At 72.4% G+C, this 13,945-nt stretch carries 11 protein-coding genes; 3 read left to right on the top strand and 8 right to left on the bottom strand.

Annotation, left to right across the window (positions count from 1 at the left end; all coding sequences use genetic code 11):
• Window positions 1-118 precede the first annotated feature (118 nt).
• Complete coding sequence (locus ACRAS8_RS20480) at window positions 119-724, top strand: hypothetical protein (protein ID WP_438487446.1); 606 nt, start codon at window positions 119-121, stop codon at window positions 722-724.
• A gap of 79 nt (window positions 725-803) precedes the next feature.
• Here ACRAS8_RS20480 and ACRAS8_RS20485 read toward each other — a convergent pair whose 3' ends face one another.
• From ACRAS8_RS20485 to ACRAS8_RS20495, 3 genes are all read right to left on the bottom strand, one after another.
• Window positions 804-1,592, bottom strand: a complete 789-nt coding sequence (locus tag ACRAS8_RS20485) for an enoyl-CoA hydratase/isomerase family protein (protein ID WP_438487447.1) — start codon at window positions 1,590-1,592, stop codon at window positions 804-806.
• Complete coding sequence (locus ACRAS8_RS20490; protein WP_438490549.1) at window positions 1,589-2,071, bottom strand: Zn-ribbon domain-containing OB-fold protein; 483 nt, start codon at window positions 2,069-2,071, stop codon at window positions 1,589-1,591. The genes ACRAS8_RS20485 and ACRAS8_RS20490 overlap by 4 nt, the downstream gene beginning before the upstream one ends.
• A gap of 156 nt (window positions 2,072-2,227) precedes the next feature.
• The gene (locus ACRAS8_RS20495; RefSeq protein WP_438487448.1) at window positions 2,228-3,379 is read right to left on the bottom strand and encodes a lipid-transfer protein; all 1,152 of its coding nucleotides are present in this window, start codon (window positions 3,377-3,379) and stop codon (window positions 2,228-2,230) included.
• Window positions 3,380-3,507: 128 nt separating this feature from the next.
• Between ACRAS8_RS20495 and ACRAS8_RS20500 the strand changes: the two genes are divergently transcribed.
• Window positions 3,508-5,160, top strand: a complete 1,653-nt coding sequence (locus ACRAS8_RS20500; RefSeq protein WP_438487449.1) for a FadD3 family acyl-CoA ligase — start codon at window positions 3,508-3,510, stop codon at window positions 5,158-5,160.
• 26 nt (window positions 5,161-5,186) lie between these two features.
• Here ACRAS8_RS20500 and ACRAS8_RS20505 read toward each other — a convergent pair whose 3' ends face one another.
• The 5 genes from ACRAS8_RS20505 to ACRAS8_RS20525 all read right to left on the bottom strand — a co-directional run bounded on the left by ACRAS8_RS20505 (window position 5,187) and on the right by ACRAS8_RS20525 (window position 11,985).
• Window positions 5,187-5,969 carry an LLM class flavin-dependent oxidoreductase gene (locus ACRAS8_RS20505; protein ID WP_438487450.1) on the bottom strand — a complete coding sequence of 261 codons (783 nt, stop codon included), beginning with the start codon at window positions 5,967-5,969 and terminating at the stop codon, window positions 5,187-5,189.
• Window positions 5,970-6,087: 118 nt separating this feature from the next.
• Entirely contained in the window at window positions 6,088-7,713 is a 1,626-nt protein-coding gene (locus ACRAS8_RS20510) for a class I adenylate-forming enzyme family protein (RefSeq protein WP_438487451.1), read from the bottom strand.
• 244 nt (window positions 7,714-7,957) lie between these two features.
• Window positions 7,958-8,206 carry a hypothetical protein gene (locus ACRAS8_RS20515; RefSeq protein ID WP_438487452.1) on the bottom strand — a complete coding sequence of 83 codons (249 nt, stop codon included), beginning with the start codon at window positions 8,204-8,206 and terminating at the stop codon, window positions 7,958-7,960.
• 324 nt (window positions 8,207-8,530) lie between these two features.
• Window positions 8,531-8,833: a hypothetical protein gene (locus tag ACRAS8_RS20520; RefSeq protein ID WP_438487453.1), complete on the bottom strand. Its 303-nt coding sequence runs from the start codon at window positions 8,831-8,833 to the stop codon at window positions 8,531-8,533.
• 212 nt (window positions 8,834-9,045) lie between these two features.
• On the bottom strand, window positions 9,046-11,985 hold the full coding sequence (locus tag ACRAS8_RS20525) for an AfsR/SARP family transcriptional regulator (RefSeq protein ID WP_438487454.1): 2,940 nt from the start codon (window positions 11,983-11,985) through the stop codon (window positions 9,046-9,048).
• Between the two features lie 594 nt (window positions 11,986-12,579).
• Here ACRAS8_RS20525 and ACRAS8_RS20530 point away from each other — a divergent pair.
• Window positions 12,580-13,890: an amidohydrolase family protein gene (locus ACRAS8_RS20530; protein WP_438487455.1), complete on the top strand. Its 1,311-nt coding sequence runs from the start codon at window positions 12,580-12,582 to the stop codon at window positions 13,888-13,890.
• Window positions 13,891-13,945 lie beyond the last annotated feature (55 nt).

A 13,945-nucleotide genomic window follows, 5' to 3' on the forward strand; every position in this document is an offset into this window, starting at 1 on the left:
CCGTCTCCGCCCAGGGGCCCGCACCGGCCCTCCCCGGCGCTTGCTAGGGTGCCGTGCACGCGTCAACCCACGGGGTGGGCGCGTCTTCGCACGGAACAACGGGGGATGGTCGAAGGACATGGAGCAGCGCACGCGTACGCGCATGGGCACGGCCGCCGCAGGCACCAAGGGCGCCACGGGTACCACGGGCCGGGTTCGCAAGGGACTCAGGGCGGGCGTCGCGGCGGGGCTGGCGGCGCTGACGATCGCCACGGCCGCCGGCTGCGCGTTCGGCCGGCCCAAGGTCGTCGTGCCACCGAGCTGGGCGAGCGCCTCGGCCTCGGCCTCCGCCAGCTACGACCCCGCCAACCCGACGCCGTCGTCCTCGTACACGCCGAGTTACGACACCTACTCGCCGTCGCCGACGCAGGAGACCTACGACCCCGACGGGCGGTCCGACGTCCACGGCAGCGGCTGCGACTTCTCCTCCTCGCTGCGTCAGTTCACCTACACCGTCTCCATCACCAACCCGTCCACGACCAGCACGTACTCCTACGACATGCGGATCGACTGGATGAAGGACAAGCCCGCGGACGGCTCGACCTACGGGGTGCACCAGCGCAGCGTCGTGGTGGCGCCCGGCGCGACCGAGACCTACACCGCCAAGTACACGCTGAACCAGTCCTCCTGGCAGGCGTTCTGGTACACCTGCCAGATCACGCGGGCGACCAAGTCCAAGATTTGAGCCGAGCCCGGCCGTTGACGGCTGCGGCCGTTGACGTCCCCGGCAGTTGGGCGCCTCCGGTGGGCAGCGGCGTGCGGTGTCATCTGACGGGCGGTGGGGCGCCCCCGGTGTTCCGCGGGCGGGCGGCGAACAGGGCCGCCTGGCGGTCCGGTGGGAGGTTGCCGAGCGCGATCAGCTGCGGGGCGTGTGCCAGGGCCTGGGCCCGGGTGGCCTCCTTGGCGGCCCACAGTGCGCGGACGGTGCCCTGGACGGCGTCGGTGGGCTGTGCGGCCAGTACCGCGGCGCGGCGCAGTGCGGTCTCGGCCGCGGCGCCGGGCGGCGTCAGTTCGGAGACCAGGCCGACCTCGTGGGCGCGGCGGGCGCCTAGCCGCTCCGCGGTGCCCATCAGGGCGAGCCGGGCGATCTCGCCGTGCGGCATCCGCTGGGCCATGAGGATGGACTCGTAGGCGCTGACCATCCCGTAGGTGGTGTGCGGGTCGAAGAAGGTGGCGGTTTCGGCGGCGATGATGAACTCCGCCTCGCCGAGCAGGTAGAAGGCGCCGCCGCAGGCCATCCCCTCGACCGCGGCGAGGACCGGTTTCCACAGGTCGTTGGACTTGGGGCCGATCCGCAGCAGCGGGTCGTCGAGGGAGAACGGGGAGGCCGGCTGGGGCACGTCGGCGGAGCGGTCGAGGCCGGTGCAGAAGGCGCGGCCGCCGGCGCCGGTGAGCACCGCTGCGCGCACCGTGTCGTCGTAGCGGAACTCCCGCCAGACATCGGCGAGTTCGGCGGCGGTGGCCAGGTCGAGGGCGTTGTGGCGGGCGGGGCGGTCCAGGGTGACCAGGGCGACCCCTTCGTCGGTCTCGGTGCGGACTCCGGGGGACGTCATGGCCGCTCCAGGACCCAGCGGGGGACGGTCACCCCGCCGGGCAGGGTGTGGAAGACGGCCTTCACCGGCGCGCCGATGCGCAGCCGGGCCCGGTCGGCGGAGTTCAGGGCGGCGTCCGCGGCGGCGACGAGGTTGCCCACCAGGCGGATCCGCGGGGCCTCGGACAGCTCCACGACGATCGCGTTGTAGGGGGCCTGGGCGGCGTAGGCGGGCAGCAGCGGAGGGTGCGGCACGACGTAGGACCAGATCCGGCCGCGGCCGCTCATCCGCTGCCAGTGGGCGGTGAACGACTGGCAGTGCGGGCAGCAGGGGCGGGGCGGGAAGCGCGGTTCGTCGCAGCCGGTGCAGGTCTGTACGCGGAGTTCGCCGCGGGCCGCGTACTCCCAGAACGGCGCCCCGTCGTCGTCGGGGACGGGAAGCAGCAGGTCGGCGCCGGGGTCAGGGGGATTGTCAGTGGCGGGTGGCAGGCTTGTGGTCATGGAATCACGGATGGTTACGGAGTCGGGGGCGGTCATGGAATCGCGGGCGGTTACGGGCTGGTGGGTGGTCACGGAATCGGGGGCGGGCATGGAGTCACGGGAGGTCGCGGAATCGGGGGTGGTGTCGTACGGGGCGCGGTTCGGGCGCATCGGTTCTCAACTCCTCAGCAGCAGTGCGGAGGTGGGCACTCCCTCGCCCGCGGTGACGAGGCAGGTGGCGGCGTCCGGGACCTGCGCGGTGCTGGTGCCGCGCAGCTGCCGGACGCCCTCGGTGATGAGGTTGAAGCCGTGCACATACGCCTCGGAGAGGCCGCCGCCCCCGGTGTTGAGGGGGAGCCGGCCGCCGATCTCCAGGGTGCCGCCCTCGGTGAAGGCCGCGCCCTCGCCGCGTCCGCAGAAGCCGTAGCCCTCCAGGGAGAGGGGTATCAGGGGGGTGAACGCGTCATAGATCTGTGCCACGTCGACGTCCTGCGGGCTGAGATCGGCGCCCTTCCAGAGGTGGCGGGCGGCGGTCCAGGCCGGGCCGGTGAGCGGGTCGTCGTTCCAGTAGTTGACCATGCCGTGGTGCTGGGCGGGCAGGCCCTGGGCTGCGGCGTGGACGTAGACGGGGCGCCGGCGGCAGTCGCGGGCGCGCTCGGCGGACACCACCACACAGGCCAGTGCGCCGTCCGTCTCCAGGCAGTTGTCGAAGAGGCAGAGCGGTTCGCTGATCCAGCGGGCGGTCATGTACATCTCGCGGGTCAGCGGGCGGTCGTACATCATCGCGGCCGGGTTCTGGTTGGCGCGGTTGCGGCAGGCGAGGGCGACGTTGAAGAAGTGGTCGCGGGTGGCGCCGTACTCGTGCATATAGCGCCGGGCCAGCATGCCGATCTCGTCGGCGGGGCGGAGCAGGCCGAAGGGCCGGGTCCACTGCCCCGGGGTCGGCAGCTGGGCGCGGGTGTCGGTCCACGGCCGCGGTCCGGAGCCGCGTTTGCGGGAGCGCCAGGCGACGCCGACGCTCGCCTGCCCGGTGGCGACGGCCGCGGCGAGGTGCCCCACCGTCGCGCAGGAACCGCCGCCGCCGTAGCCGACCTTGGAGAAGTGCGTGACGTCGCCGGCGCCGATGGACTTGGCGATCTCGACCTCGTCGGTCTCCTCCATGGTGTAGGAGGCGAAGGCGTCCACTTCCGAGGGGGCGATCCCCGCGTCGTCCAGGGCGGCGACGATCGCCCGGCACGCCAAGGTCTTCTCGGATTCCGGAAGCCGTTTGGCAAAGGGTGTCTGTCCGATACCGACGATCGCCGTAGCGTCCTTGAGGGTCGGCCCCATCGCCACCTCCGTGGTCGGCCGTCACTGCTGACAGCGGAGGAGGCTACCGTTAATCTGACGACCAGTCAGCAAGTGCGGACGGACAGCCAGTGTGGTGCGGGGTCTTTGCCGACGGCGGGAGGCATGCGATGGGCGAACGGCTCGATGCGCGGGCGGACTTGGCGTACGGCTCGCTGGCCCACCTGGTGCGCGCGGCCGCCGCACGGTACGGCCCCCGGGAGGCCGTCGTCGAGGGCCGCACCCGGGTGTCCTACGCCGAGCTGGGCGCGCGGGTGGAGCGGGCCGCCGCGGCCTGCGTCGCGGCCGGCGTCGCCCCCGGCGACCGGGTCGCGGTCTGGGCGCCCAACACCCTCGACTGGATCGTCTCCGCCCTCGGCGCGGTGACCGCCGGCGCGGTCCTCGTCCCGGTCAACACCCGCTTCAAGGGCACCGAGGCGGCCGACGTCCTGCGCCGCACCCGCGCCAAGGTCCTCTTCGTCACCGGCACCTTCCTCGGCACGTCCTACGTCGCCTCGCTGCGCCGCGCCGCCGAGCGGGGCGACGGCCGCGGCCCGCTGCCCGGACTCCCGCACCTGGAACGGGTCGTGGTGCTCGCCGACGACGCCCCCGCCGACTTCACCACCTGGCGCGACTTCCTCGCCGGCGGCGCCGCGGTGCCGCCCGCCACGGTCCGCGCCCGGGCCGATGCCCTCGGCCCCGACGACCCCTCCGACATCATCTTCACCTCAGGCACCACCGGTCACCCCAAGGGCGCCGTGCTCACCCACGGCCAGACCCTGCGCGCCTACGACGTCTGGAGCGAACTGGCCGGCCTCCAGCAGGGCGACCGCTACCTCATCGTCAACCCCTTCTTCCACACCTTCGGCTACAAGGCCGGCATCGTCGCCTGCCTGCTGCGCGGCGCCACGATGGTCCCGCAGCCGGTCTTCAGCGTGCAGACCGCGCTCGCCAACATCGCCGCCGAGGCCATCTCCGTCCTCCCCGGCCCGCCCACCCTCCACCAGCAGCTCCTCGACCACCCCGACCGCGGCCTGCACGACCTCTCGGCGCTCCGCCTGGTCGTCACCGGCGCCGCCGTCGTCCCGCTGGAGCTGGTGGAACGGCTGCGCGGCGAGCTGAAGGTGGCCACCGTCCTGACCGCCTACGGCCTGTCGGAGAGCACCGGCCTGGTCACCATGTGCCGCCGCGGCGACCCGCCCGAGGTGATCGCGTCGACCGCGGGCCGCGCCATACCGGACACCGAGATCCGGATCGTGGATGCCGCCGGACGCCCGCAGCCGCCCGGCGAGCCCGGCGAGGTCCTGGTCCGCGGCTACCACGTCATGTCCGGCTACTTCGAGGACCCGGCTGCCACCGTCCGCGCGATCACCTCCGACGGCTGGCTGCGCACCGGCGACGTCGGCGTCCTCGATGCGGACGGCAACCTCCGCATCACCGACCGCATCAAGGACATGTTCATCGTCGGCGGCTTCAACGCCTATCCCGCCGAGATAGAGCAACTCCTCACCCGCCACCCGGACCTCACCGAGGTCGCCGTCATCGGCGTCCCCGACCGCCGCCTCGGCGAGGTCGGCAAGGCATACGCGGTCCGCCGCCCCGGCTCCCGGCTCACCGCCGACGACCTGATCGCCTGGTCCCGCCGAGAGATGGCGAACTACAAGGTGCCCAGGGAGGTGGAGTTCGTCGCTGGGCTCCCGCGCAACGCCAGCGGAAAGGTACTGAAGGGGCAGCTGAGGGGCGGGGGTTCGGGTGGGGGAGGGGGCAGCGCGCAGTCCGGCTAGAGGGGCAGCGCACGGTCTGGCTGGCTCTACTGCCCTGTGAGGTGGGGGACGCGGCCGTCCATCACCCCCGTCGCCTCCGCCAGTGCCCGCATCCGGTCGGCGAAGCCGTCGTCCGCCGCCCCGAACCACACCCCGAGGTCCGCCGCGCCGGCCGCCTCCCAGGCCGCGACCTCGGCCGCCAGCTCCGCCGCCGTCCGGTCCGGGCCGTCCCAGCCGATCGGGGTCCCGGCCGCCACCCGCGTCCCGCGCCCGGCGGCCCGGCGGTGCAGCCGCGCCGCCCGCTCCGCGAACTCCTGCGGCGCGAGCCCCACGGCCTGCCAGTAGCCGTCGAACTCCGCCGCGCGCCGCAGCGCCGCGTCCGAGTTCCCGCCGATCAGGAACGGCACCGGCTCCTCGGGCCGCAGCTCGAACACCGCCCGCCCGTCGAACGCCGGCTGCCCGTCGTCGTACGGCCCGCCCGCCCCCGTGTGCAGATGCCGTACCAGCCGCAGCGCACGGTCCGTCAGCGTGCCCCGGTCGCCGAAGCCGACCCAGGCCGCGTCGAACTCGTAGGGCTGCCACCCCACTCCGACGCCCAGCACGAACCGGCCGCCGCTCAGCCGCGCCGGAGTCGCCGACTGCCGGGCGAGCAGCAGCGGTTCGCGCAGCGGGACGACCAGCACCGACGTCCCCAGCACGACCCGTTCGGTCACCGCGGCCAGGTACCCGAGCGTGGTCAGCGCCTCGTACTGGTAGGGCGCTGCGTACTGGGGGCGTCGCTCACGGGGTGGCCTCCGCTTCCGAAAGCACGTGAAAGCACGTGAAAGCACGTGAAAGGGTGTGACTGGGTCGGACGCCCGCCTTTCTATGGCCTGACATGGGTGTGAGGGGCAAGGTACGGGGGCCTATCGCCCTGCACGAAGGGCCCACCGTCCTGCACGAAGGGGCCTACCGCCCCCCGTACCGTTCCCGCAGTGCCGCCTTCAGCACCTTGTTCAGCGGTCCGCCGCGCGGCAGCGTGTCGATGATCTCCAGCTGTTCGGGCAGCTTCTGCGTCATCAGCCCGGCCGCCAGCAGATGCGCGCCGAGCGAGGCCAGCGTCAGCGCCCCCGCCCCGTCCCCGTCGCCATCCCCACCCCCATCCCGGGCGAGCGTGACCACCGCACACACCCGCTCTCCCCGCTCCCGGTCCGGCAGGCCGATCACCGCCGCCTCCGCCACCGCCGGGTGGGTGCACACCAGGTCCTCGATCTCCCGCGCGGAGATGTTCTCCCCCTTCCTGATGATGATGTCCTTCAGCCGCCCGGTGAGCACCAGGTGCCCGTCGGCGCGCAGTTGGCCCAGATCGCCGGTGCGGAAGTAGCCGTCCGCGGTGAACGCCTCTGCCGTCAGCGCGGGATCGGTGTACCGCCGGCAGACCATCGGCCCGGAGACCGTGACCTCCCCCGTCTCCCCGGTCGCGGCCTCGCTCCCGTCCGCCCGCACGATCCGCACCCGTGCGCCCGCCACCGGCCTGCCCACCGTGTGCGCCAGCTGCTCGTCGCTGTCGTACGGCGTCCCCATCGCGATCATCGGGCACTCCGTCATCCCGTACCCGTGCACGATCGCGCAGTCCAACTCCCGCCCGGCTGCCCGGTACAGCTCCGGCGGCAGCGGCGCGCCGCCGCCGGACAGCAGACGCAGCGAGGGAATCAGCGGCCCGGCGTCCGGCGCGGCCTGCCGGCGGCGCCGCGCCGCATCGTGGAACGCCTGGTAGAACGCGGTGCTGCCGCCCGCCATGGTCACCCCGTGGCGCCGGTAGACCTCGGCTGCCCGCTCCGCGTCGAACGTCTCCAGTACGACCGCCGGAAAGCCGCTGACCAGCATGGCGATGACGTAGTCCGGCCCGGCGATGTGCGCGTACGGGAACGCGATCGAGCCGATGTCGTCGGCCGCCATCCCCAGTGCCGTGGCCAGCCCCACCCCACCCGCGATGAGCGAGGCGTCGGTGTGCTCAACTCCCTTGGGCACGGAGGTCGTCCCGGACGTGCAGTAGATCCAGCGGGTGCGGCCGTCCTCTTCTCGCAAGGGTTCTTGCGGGGATTCTTGCGAGGGGTCTAGCGGGGGCTCCGGCAGCGTGCCCGGATCCCCGTCCGGCAGCCCGTCCGCCACGGAGAGCACCCGCACGCCGTCACGCCCCCGGGCCACCCCACGGACCATCGCCGCGTAGTCGAACCCCCGCCACACCCCGGGTACGAGGACGAACTCCGCCGCCGACTCCGCCAGGACGAACCCGACCTCACGGGCCCGGTGCAGAGGGATCACCGGGGTCTGCACGGCCCCGAGCCGGGCCAGCGCGAGCGACGCCACGATCGTCTCGATACGCGTCGGCAACTGCCACATCACCCGCGTCCCGGCGCCGATCCCCAGCTCCCGGAACCCGGCCGCCGTGCGCAGCGCCGCGTCCCGCACCTCGCGGAAGGTGACGCCCGGCCCGCCGCCCCCGTCGAAGAACATCGGCGCACCCCCGGAGGCCCGCGCCCGGTACTCGACCAGTTCCCACAACGTGCGTACACGGGCGACTGCTTCGAACACGGCGCGCCTCCTGGGATGGATGGGCGGGGCAGGTCCGGTCCGGACGGCGCGACTGTAGCAGTGGAGCTGACGTAGCGTCAGCTAGTGCGGGCGCCGCCTGTCTCGTCGACGCCGCGACGAGTGTTTCGGAATGAAAACGTCCGGTCCTCCCGGTCTTTCCGGTCCTCGAAAGGCGGACGGGGCCGGGTCTTCCGCCCGGCCCCGTCCGCGATGCCGCGAGTGGGGAATTACCCTTCGGGACGCGTCAGGGCATGTGGTTGTCGAGAGGCGACAGCCCCGCATGGCCCCCCTGCGGTGCCACCGGAATGTGGCTGTCCTGAGGCGCCACCGGGATGTGGCTGTCCTGCGGTACCACGAGCGTGTGACTGCTCCGAGCCGTCACGGAATTCGACGGGCTGGGTATGTGGCTGTCGGCCAAGGCGGGCACCGCGGCGGCGCCGAGCGCAGCCACGGCGATGGCGGCGACGGCCAGGGACTTCCTTCTACGGGTCATGCCAACTCCTAAGGATCCAGGGATCGTTGCTGTTCCCAGAAACAAACTAGCGCTAAGTGCGTGCAGATGTTCGACTGTTGTCGGGGAAAGTCGCGGAATATCGCAGGTTTTACCTCGCGGGCAGAAACGCCGCAGGGGCCGGTTTTTCCGTGGCTTCCCCTCCCAGCCACGGGAAAACGACCCCTGCGATCCCCCGGATTCCCCCGAATTCCCCCCGGGTCCCCCGGATTTCCATCGGGGGACCCGGCCCCCGGTCGTGCTCCCCCGTATCCCCCTATCCCCCGTATCCCCCGTATCCCCCGTATCCCCCCGTTCGTCGGTGGACTACTTGACTCCGCCGACGGGCTGGTGGCTGTCCATGGTGGTGATGTTCTTGTCCCTGGCCGGTGTCTTATCGGTGGCGCCTGCGGGTGCTTCCGCGGTGCCGGCGTCGGACGCGGCGCTGGGCTGGTGACTGTCCATCGGCCTGACGACCTCGCGGTCCCGGGGCTGCGGGACCTGCGGCGTGGCGCCGGGGCCGAGGATGGGCTGGTGACTGTCACGCGGTGTGACGATCGGCTGGTGGCTGTCACGCGGGCCGACGACGTCTCGCTCCCCCGAATTCTGAACTGTGTTCTCGGTGCTCATTGCGATCAACTCCTGATGGGCGCTTGAGGCTGTCCGCCCGCCCGGCGACTCCCCCGTTGGCCGCCGGACGGGCGTGACATGGCCGCTCACGATAACTGTGCGGCCTGGGCACCGAGCCGCTTGCCCCCCGAGGCGGCGGATCGGTAGGAATAAGAGTGGCCCGGACCGATGAACGATCGATAAACGTCGGCGGCGACCGGCGAAACGGGAGGTCAGCCGACCGTCGCCGGGGCAAGGAGGTTCCGGACCGCGGTGCTTTCCGCGGAGCCGAGACGCTCGAAGATGGCCAGTGCCTCTTGCCAGCACACGCGTGCCCGACCGCTGTGCCCTATCTCGTTCAACGCCCGGCCGAGCGTGGTCAGGGCGCTGGCTCGCCAGGATTCCCCACCGATTCCGCGTAGCGCGGTCAGCGCCTGCTCGGCGCGGTTGGCGGCGGCAGTGGGGCGGCCGGCCGCGAGATCGACCTCGGCCAGGCGGAAATTGGTCATGCCTTCCCAGAAACGCTGCCGGCTGTCCTGGAAAATGCCGAGGGCGGCAGCCAGTCGCTCGGATGCCTCGGCCAGCCGCCCGGCCTGGGTGTATGCCAGGGCGAGCGCGTACATGCCGTTGGCGAGGCGGCGTTTGGCACCGAGTTCGCGGTAGATGGCGATGCCGTCCTCCGCCAGGCTGATGGCGCTCTGCACCCGGCCGGTGTCCAGGTGCACCCGGGAGAGGTTGCACAGCGCACTGGCCTCCGACTGCCGGTTCCCGTCGTCGCGGAAGGCCGCCAGGGCCTGCAGGAGATATGCCTCGGCGTCCTTGTGGCGGCGCTGCGCGTTGGCGATGATGCCGCGGTCGTTGGGTGCGTATGACGAGGAGAACGCATCTCCGGAGGCGAGACCGAGCAGCATCGCGGACTTCGCGTTCTCGTCGGCGTCCTCCAGCCGGCCCGACAGGGTGCGGACGTACGCGAGGGCCGTGTGGATGCGGGCCTCGGCGTGTGCGTCGCCGACCTCGCGGGCCGCCGCCAGCAGCGTGGTGTTCGCCTGCTCGTACTGGAGGGCATCGGCACCCGACTCGGCCAAGTCCTTGGTGAGCAGCAGCAGGTCGGCGGCGCGGCGAAGCATGGCCGGGGTCGTGGACTGCCGGGCGCAGGCCAGCACGCACCCCGCCTCGCTGAACAGCCACTCCAGAGCCGACGCCCGGTCCTGGAACTCCAGGCCCGGGTGGCTGGTTTCCGCCAGGTGCGCGATCAGCCGGTCGCCGGGGCGCTCCAGCGCGTACACCCGTGATGCCGTCACCACGTAGAAGTCCAGCAACCGCGACAGCGCCGCGTCCCGTTCGGACGGTGGGTGTTCGTCGCGCTCGGCGCAGGCGCGGGCGTAGAGGCGGACGAGGTCGTGGTAGCGGTAGCGGCCCGGTGCGGCGGACTCCAGAAGGGAGGTGTCGACGAGGGATTCGAGGAGTTCCTCGGTGGCCTCCGCGTCCAGGTCGAGGAGGGCCGCCGCGGCGGTCAGGGAGATGTCCGGGCCGTCGGCCAGGCCCAGGAGGCGGAAGGCGCGGGCCTGGGCGGGCTCCAGCTGCTTGTAGCCCAGTTCGAAGGTGGCCTTCACGGCCAGGTCGCCGGCGCGGAGTTCGTCCAGCCGGCGCCGCTCGTCGGCGAGCTTGCTGGCCAGCGTCGAGACCGTCCAGGTGCGGCGGGCGGCCAGCCGGGAGGCGGCGATGCGGATGGCCAGCGGCAGGAAGCCGCAGGCGCCGACGACCGCCATGGCGGCCTTCCGCTCGGAGGTGACGCGCTCCTCGCCGACGATGCGGGTGAAGAGGGTCAGGGCCTCCTCGGGGCTCATCACGTCGAGGTCGACCAGATGGGCGGAGGCCAGGTCGATCATCCGCGAGCGGCTGGTGATCAGGGCCGCGCACCCCGCCGTACCGGGCAGGAGGGGGCGGACCTGGGCCGCGTCCCGGGCGTTGTCCAGCAGCGCCAGGACGCGCCGTCCGGCGAGCGCGGAGCGGTACAGCGCCGCCCGCTCCTCCAGGCCGTCCGGAATGGCGGAGTCCGCCGTTCCCAGGGCGCGCAGGAACGCGCCGAGCACCGCCTCCGGTTCGGCCGGGTTGTGCCCCGCCCCCTGGAGGTCGACGTAGAGCTGGCCGTCCGGGAAGTGCTCCCGGGCGGTGTGTGCGACATGCACCGCCAGGGTCGTCTTCCCGACGCCGCCGATCCCGGCGACGGCCGAGACCGCCATCACGCTGCCCTCGGCCGTCGCCAGCTGGTCGCTCAGCTCGTTGACGAACGCGGCCCGGCCCGTGAAGTCGGCGACCGTGGCCGGGAGTTGGCGCGGCCGGACGAACGTCGCCCCGGCGCCGTTCTGATCGCCGCCGACGGCCGGTGCGTCCAGTTCGGTGTCGGCCCGCAGGATCCGCTGGTGGAGTTCGGAGAGCGAGGCGCAGGGGTCCACGCCCAGCTCGTCCGCGAGCAGCCGGCGGGTGTCGGCGTACACCGCGAGCGCCTCGGCCTGGCGGCCGCTGCGGTACAGCGCCAGCATCAGCAGCTCCCGCAGCCGCTCGCGCAGCGGGTGCGCGGCGGTCAGCGCGGTCAGCTCGGAGACCGCCTCGGCGTGGCAGCCGGCCTCCAGGTCGAGTTCGAGACGGGTCTCGGTCAGCGACAGCCGCCGCTCCTGGAGGCGGGTCCGCTGGTTCTCGGCATACGGGCCGGGCAGTCCGGCGAGCGGCTCGCCGTCCCACAGGTCCAGCGCGGCGTCGAGGAGTTCGCGGGCCCGGCCGCGGTCGCCGGCGGCCTTGGCCTTCTCCGCGTCGGCGGCGAACTGCTCGGCGCTGTCGTGGTCGAGGTCCAGGGGCAGTCCGTCCACGGGCCGCAGCGCGTAGCCGCCGGACTCGCTGACCAGGGTCTCCGCGTCGGCGCCGAGCGCCTTGCGGAGCCGGGAGGCGTAGGTCCGCAGGGCGGCCAGCGCGGCATGCGGCGGTTCGTCGCCCCACAGGGCGTCGACGAGCTCGGGCGCGGTGGCGGTCCGGCCGCCGCGCAGCAGCAGCGCCGCGAGCAGGGCGCGCTGCTGCGGCGAACCCGCCGCCAGCGGCGTCTCGCCGCGCCAGGCCCGCACGGGACCGAGCACGGTGAAGCGGAGCCGCTCCCGCACCTGTCCCGGACCGTCGTCCATGGTGTCCCCCTGCCGTGTCCCGTCCGTTCGCGCTGTCATGACCGTCCGTCCAAAGCTTTGCGCCGAGCGCAACGGTCAGTCTGCCCTGTCGCGACCCTCTACGTCAGTAGGGGTCCGGAGCGTGCACAAAGCCTCCCCGTGCGGTCGGACGGGCCTGGCGCCGGGCCCCGCCGGGCCGTCGGAGGGGAACCCTCCGTTCCCGCCCCGAGCCGCCGCCCGGGCCGCCCGCCGGGGCGTTTGCCCAGGTGGGCGGGGGTGTTCGGCGCAAGCCGCCCGCCTGCGCGCCCCTTACGGGTCCGCCCGCGCGCGGCGTTCCCGATGTAGTCGCCACGCACCCGTCGCCCCCTACCCGGGGCCACGGCCCCCATTCCCGGCTGGCTGGTTTGTTTCTGCCGGCGGACCGTTACCGGCCGCCGGGTGCCCACGGTTCGCCCGATCCGCCTGCGTACACGCGGCACGGGGCCGGTCGGTTCTCCGATTGCCGCTCCTGCCGGTCCTGCCCGTCCCGCCCGCCCACGCAGTAACGCCCTCCCCTCCGCGTTCATTCCTCCCGCGTTACTGACGCTTCGTCAGATCAGCGCTACCGTAACGCCCATGGAGACCACGGAACCCGGCAAATCCAACAGCTCCAGCAGCTCCAGCAAGGCCGACGGATCAAACGCCGACGGGTCGAACGAAGCCTTCCCCCGGATCATCTCGGTCGACGACCACACCGTGGAGCCCCCCGACGTCTGGCGGGACCGGCTCCCGTCGAAGTACCGCGACACCGGCCCGCGTATCGTCCGGGCGCCGATCAAGGACATGACCTTCGTCGGCGGCAAGTTCACCCCGACGATGGGTGCTCCGGGCGACGGCGGCCCGACAGCCGACTGGTGGGTCTACGAGGACCTGCGCCGCCCGCTGACCCGCCTGGACACCGCCGTCGGCTACCCCCGCGACGAGATCAGGCTGGAGGGCATCACCTACGAACAGATGCGCCCCGGCTCCTACAGCGTCCCCGAACGGCTGGCGGACATGGACGTCAACCACGTCCAGTCCGCCCTCTGCTTCCCTACCTTCCCCCGCTTCTGCGGACAGACCTTCACCGAGGCCAAGGACCGCGAACTGGGACTGCTGGGCGTGCGCGCGTACAACGACTGGATGGTGGAGGAGTGGTGCGGCCCGCAGGCCGGCGGTCGGCTCATCCCGCTGACGATCGTCCCCCTCTGGGACGCCGAGCTCGCCGCCGAAGAGGTGCGCCGCAACGCGGCCCGCGGCGTCCGTGCCGTCTGCTTCAGCGAGATCCCGCCCCACCTGGGTCTCCCCAGCATCCACACCACCCACTGGGACCCGTTCCTGCGCGCCTGCGACGAAACCGGCACGGTCATCGCCATGCACATCGGCTCGTCCTCGAAGATGCCGTCGACGTCGGCCGACGCCCCGCCCGCCGTCGGCTCCACGATCACCTTCGCCAACTGCTGCTTCTCGATGACCGACTGGCTGATGAGCGGCAAGTTGGACCGCTTCCCGCGGCTGCGGATCATGTACGCCGAAGGGCAGATCGGGTGGATCCCGTACATCCTGGAGCGCGCCGACGTCGTCTGGGAGGAGAACCGCGCCTGGGGCGGTGTCGCCGACAAGGTCCTCCGGCCGCCCTCCGAACTCTTCGCCGAGCACGTCTACGGCTGCTTCTTCGACGACGCCTTCGGCCTGCGGAACCTCGACGCGATCGGCGTCGCCAATGTCCTCTACGAGACGGACTACCCGCACTCGGACTCGACCTGGCCCAGGTCGAGGGAGGTCGCCGAGTCCCAGATGGGTCACCTCGCCCCCGACGTCGTCGAACGGATCGTCCGCGGCAACGCGATCGAGTTGCTTGGACTGACGGGGGAGGGGCTTTGGGGGCCGTCGGCAGCCCCCCATTGAACAAGCGGTTTCCCGATCAGGACGCCAACCCCTTCACGCGACGCCTAATCACGCC

The organism is Streptomyces sp. S186 (assembly GCF_051603415.1).
Lineage (GTDB): Bacteria > Actinomycetota > Actinomycetes > Streptomycetales > Streptomycetaceae > Streptomyces.

Coding starts and splice junctions, on each gene's coding strand:
- ACRAS8_RS20480 (WP_438487446.1), top strand. CDS start 119: ATGGAGCAGCGCACGCGTACGCGCATGGGCACGGCCGCCGCAGGCACC.
- ACRAS8_RS20485 (WP_438487447.1), bottom strand. CDS start 1,592: ATGACGTCCCCCGGAGTCCGCACCGAGACCGACGAAGGGGTCGCCCTG.
- ACRAS8_RS20490 (WP_438490549.1), bottom strand. CDS start 2,071: ATGACCACAAGCCTGCCACCCGCCACTGACAATCCCCCTGACCCCGGC.
- ACRAS8_RS20495 (WP_438487448.1), bottom strand. CDS start 3,379: ATGGGGCCGACCCTCAAGGACGCTACGGCGATCGTCGGTATCGGACAG.
- ACRAS8_RS20500 (WP_438487449.1), top strand. CDS start 3,508: ATGGGCGAACGGCTCGATGCGCGGGCGGACTTGGCGTACGGCTCGCTG.
- ACRAS8_RS20515 (WP_438487452.1), bottom strand. CDS start 8,206: ATGACCCGTAGAAGGAAGTCCCTGGCCGTCGCCGCCATCGCCGTGGCT.
- ACRAS8_RS20520 (WP_438487453.1), bottom strand. CDS start 8,833: ATGAGCACCGAGAACACAGTTCAGAATTCGGGGGAGCGAGACGTCGTC.
- ACRAS8_RS20525 (WP_438487454.1), bottom strand. CDS start 11,985: ATGGACGACGGTCCGGGACAGGTGCGGGAGCGGCTCCGCTTCACCGTG.
- ACRAS8_RS20530 (WP_438487455.1), top strand. CDS start 12,580: ATGGAGACCACGGAACCCGGCAAATCCAACAGCTCCAGCAGCTCCAGC.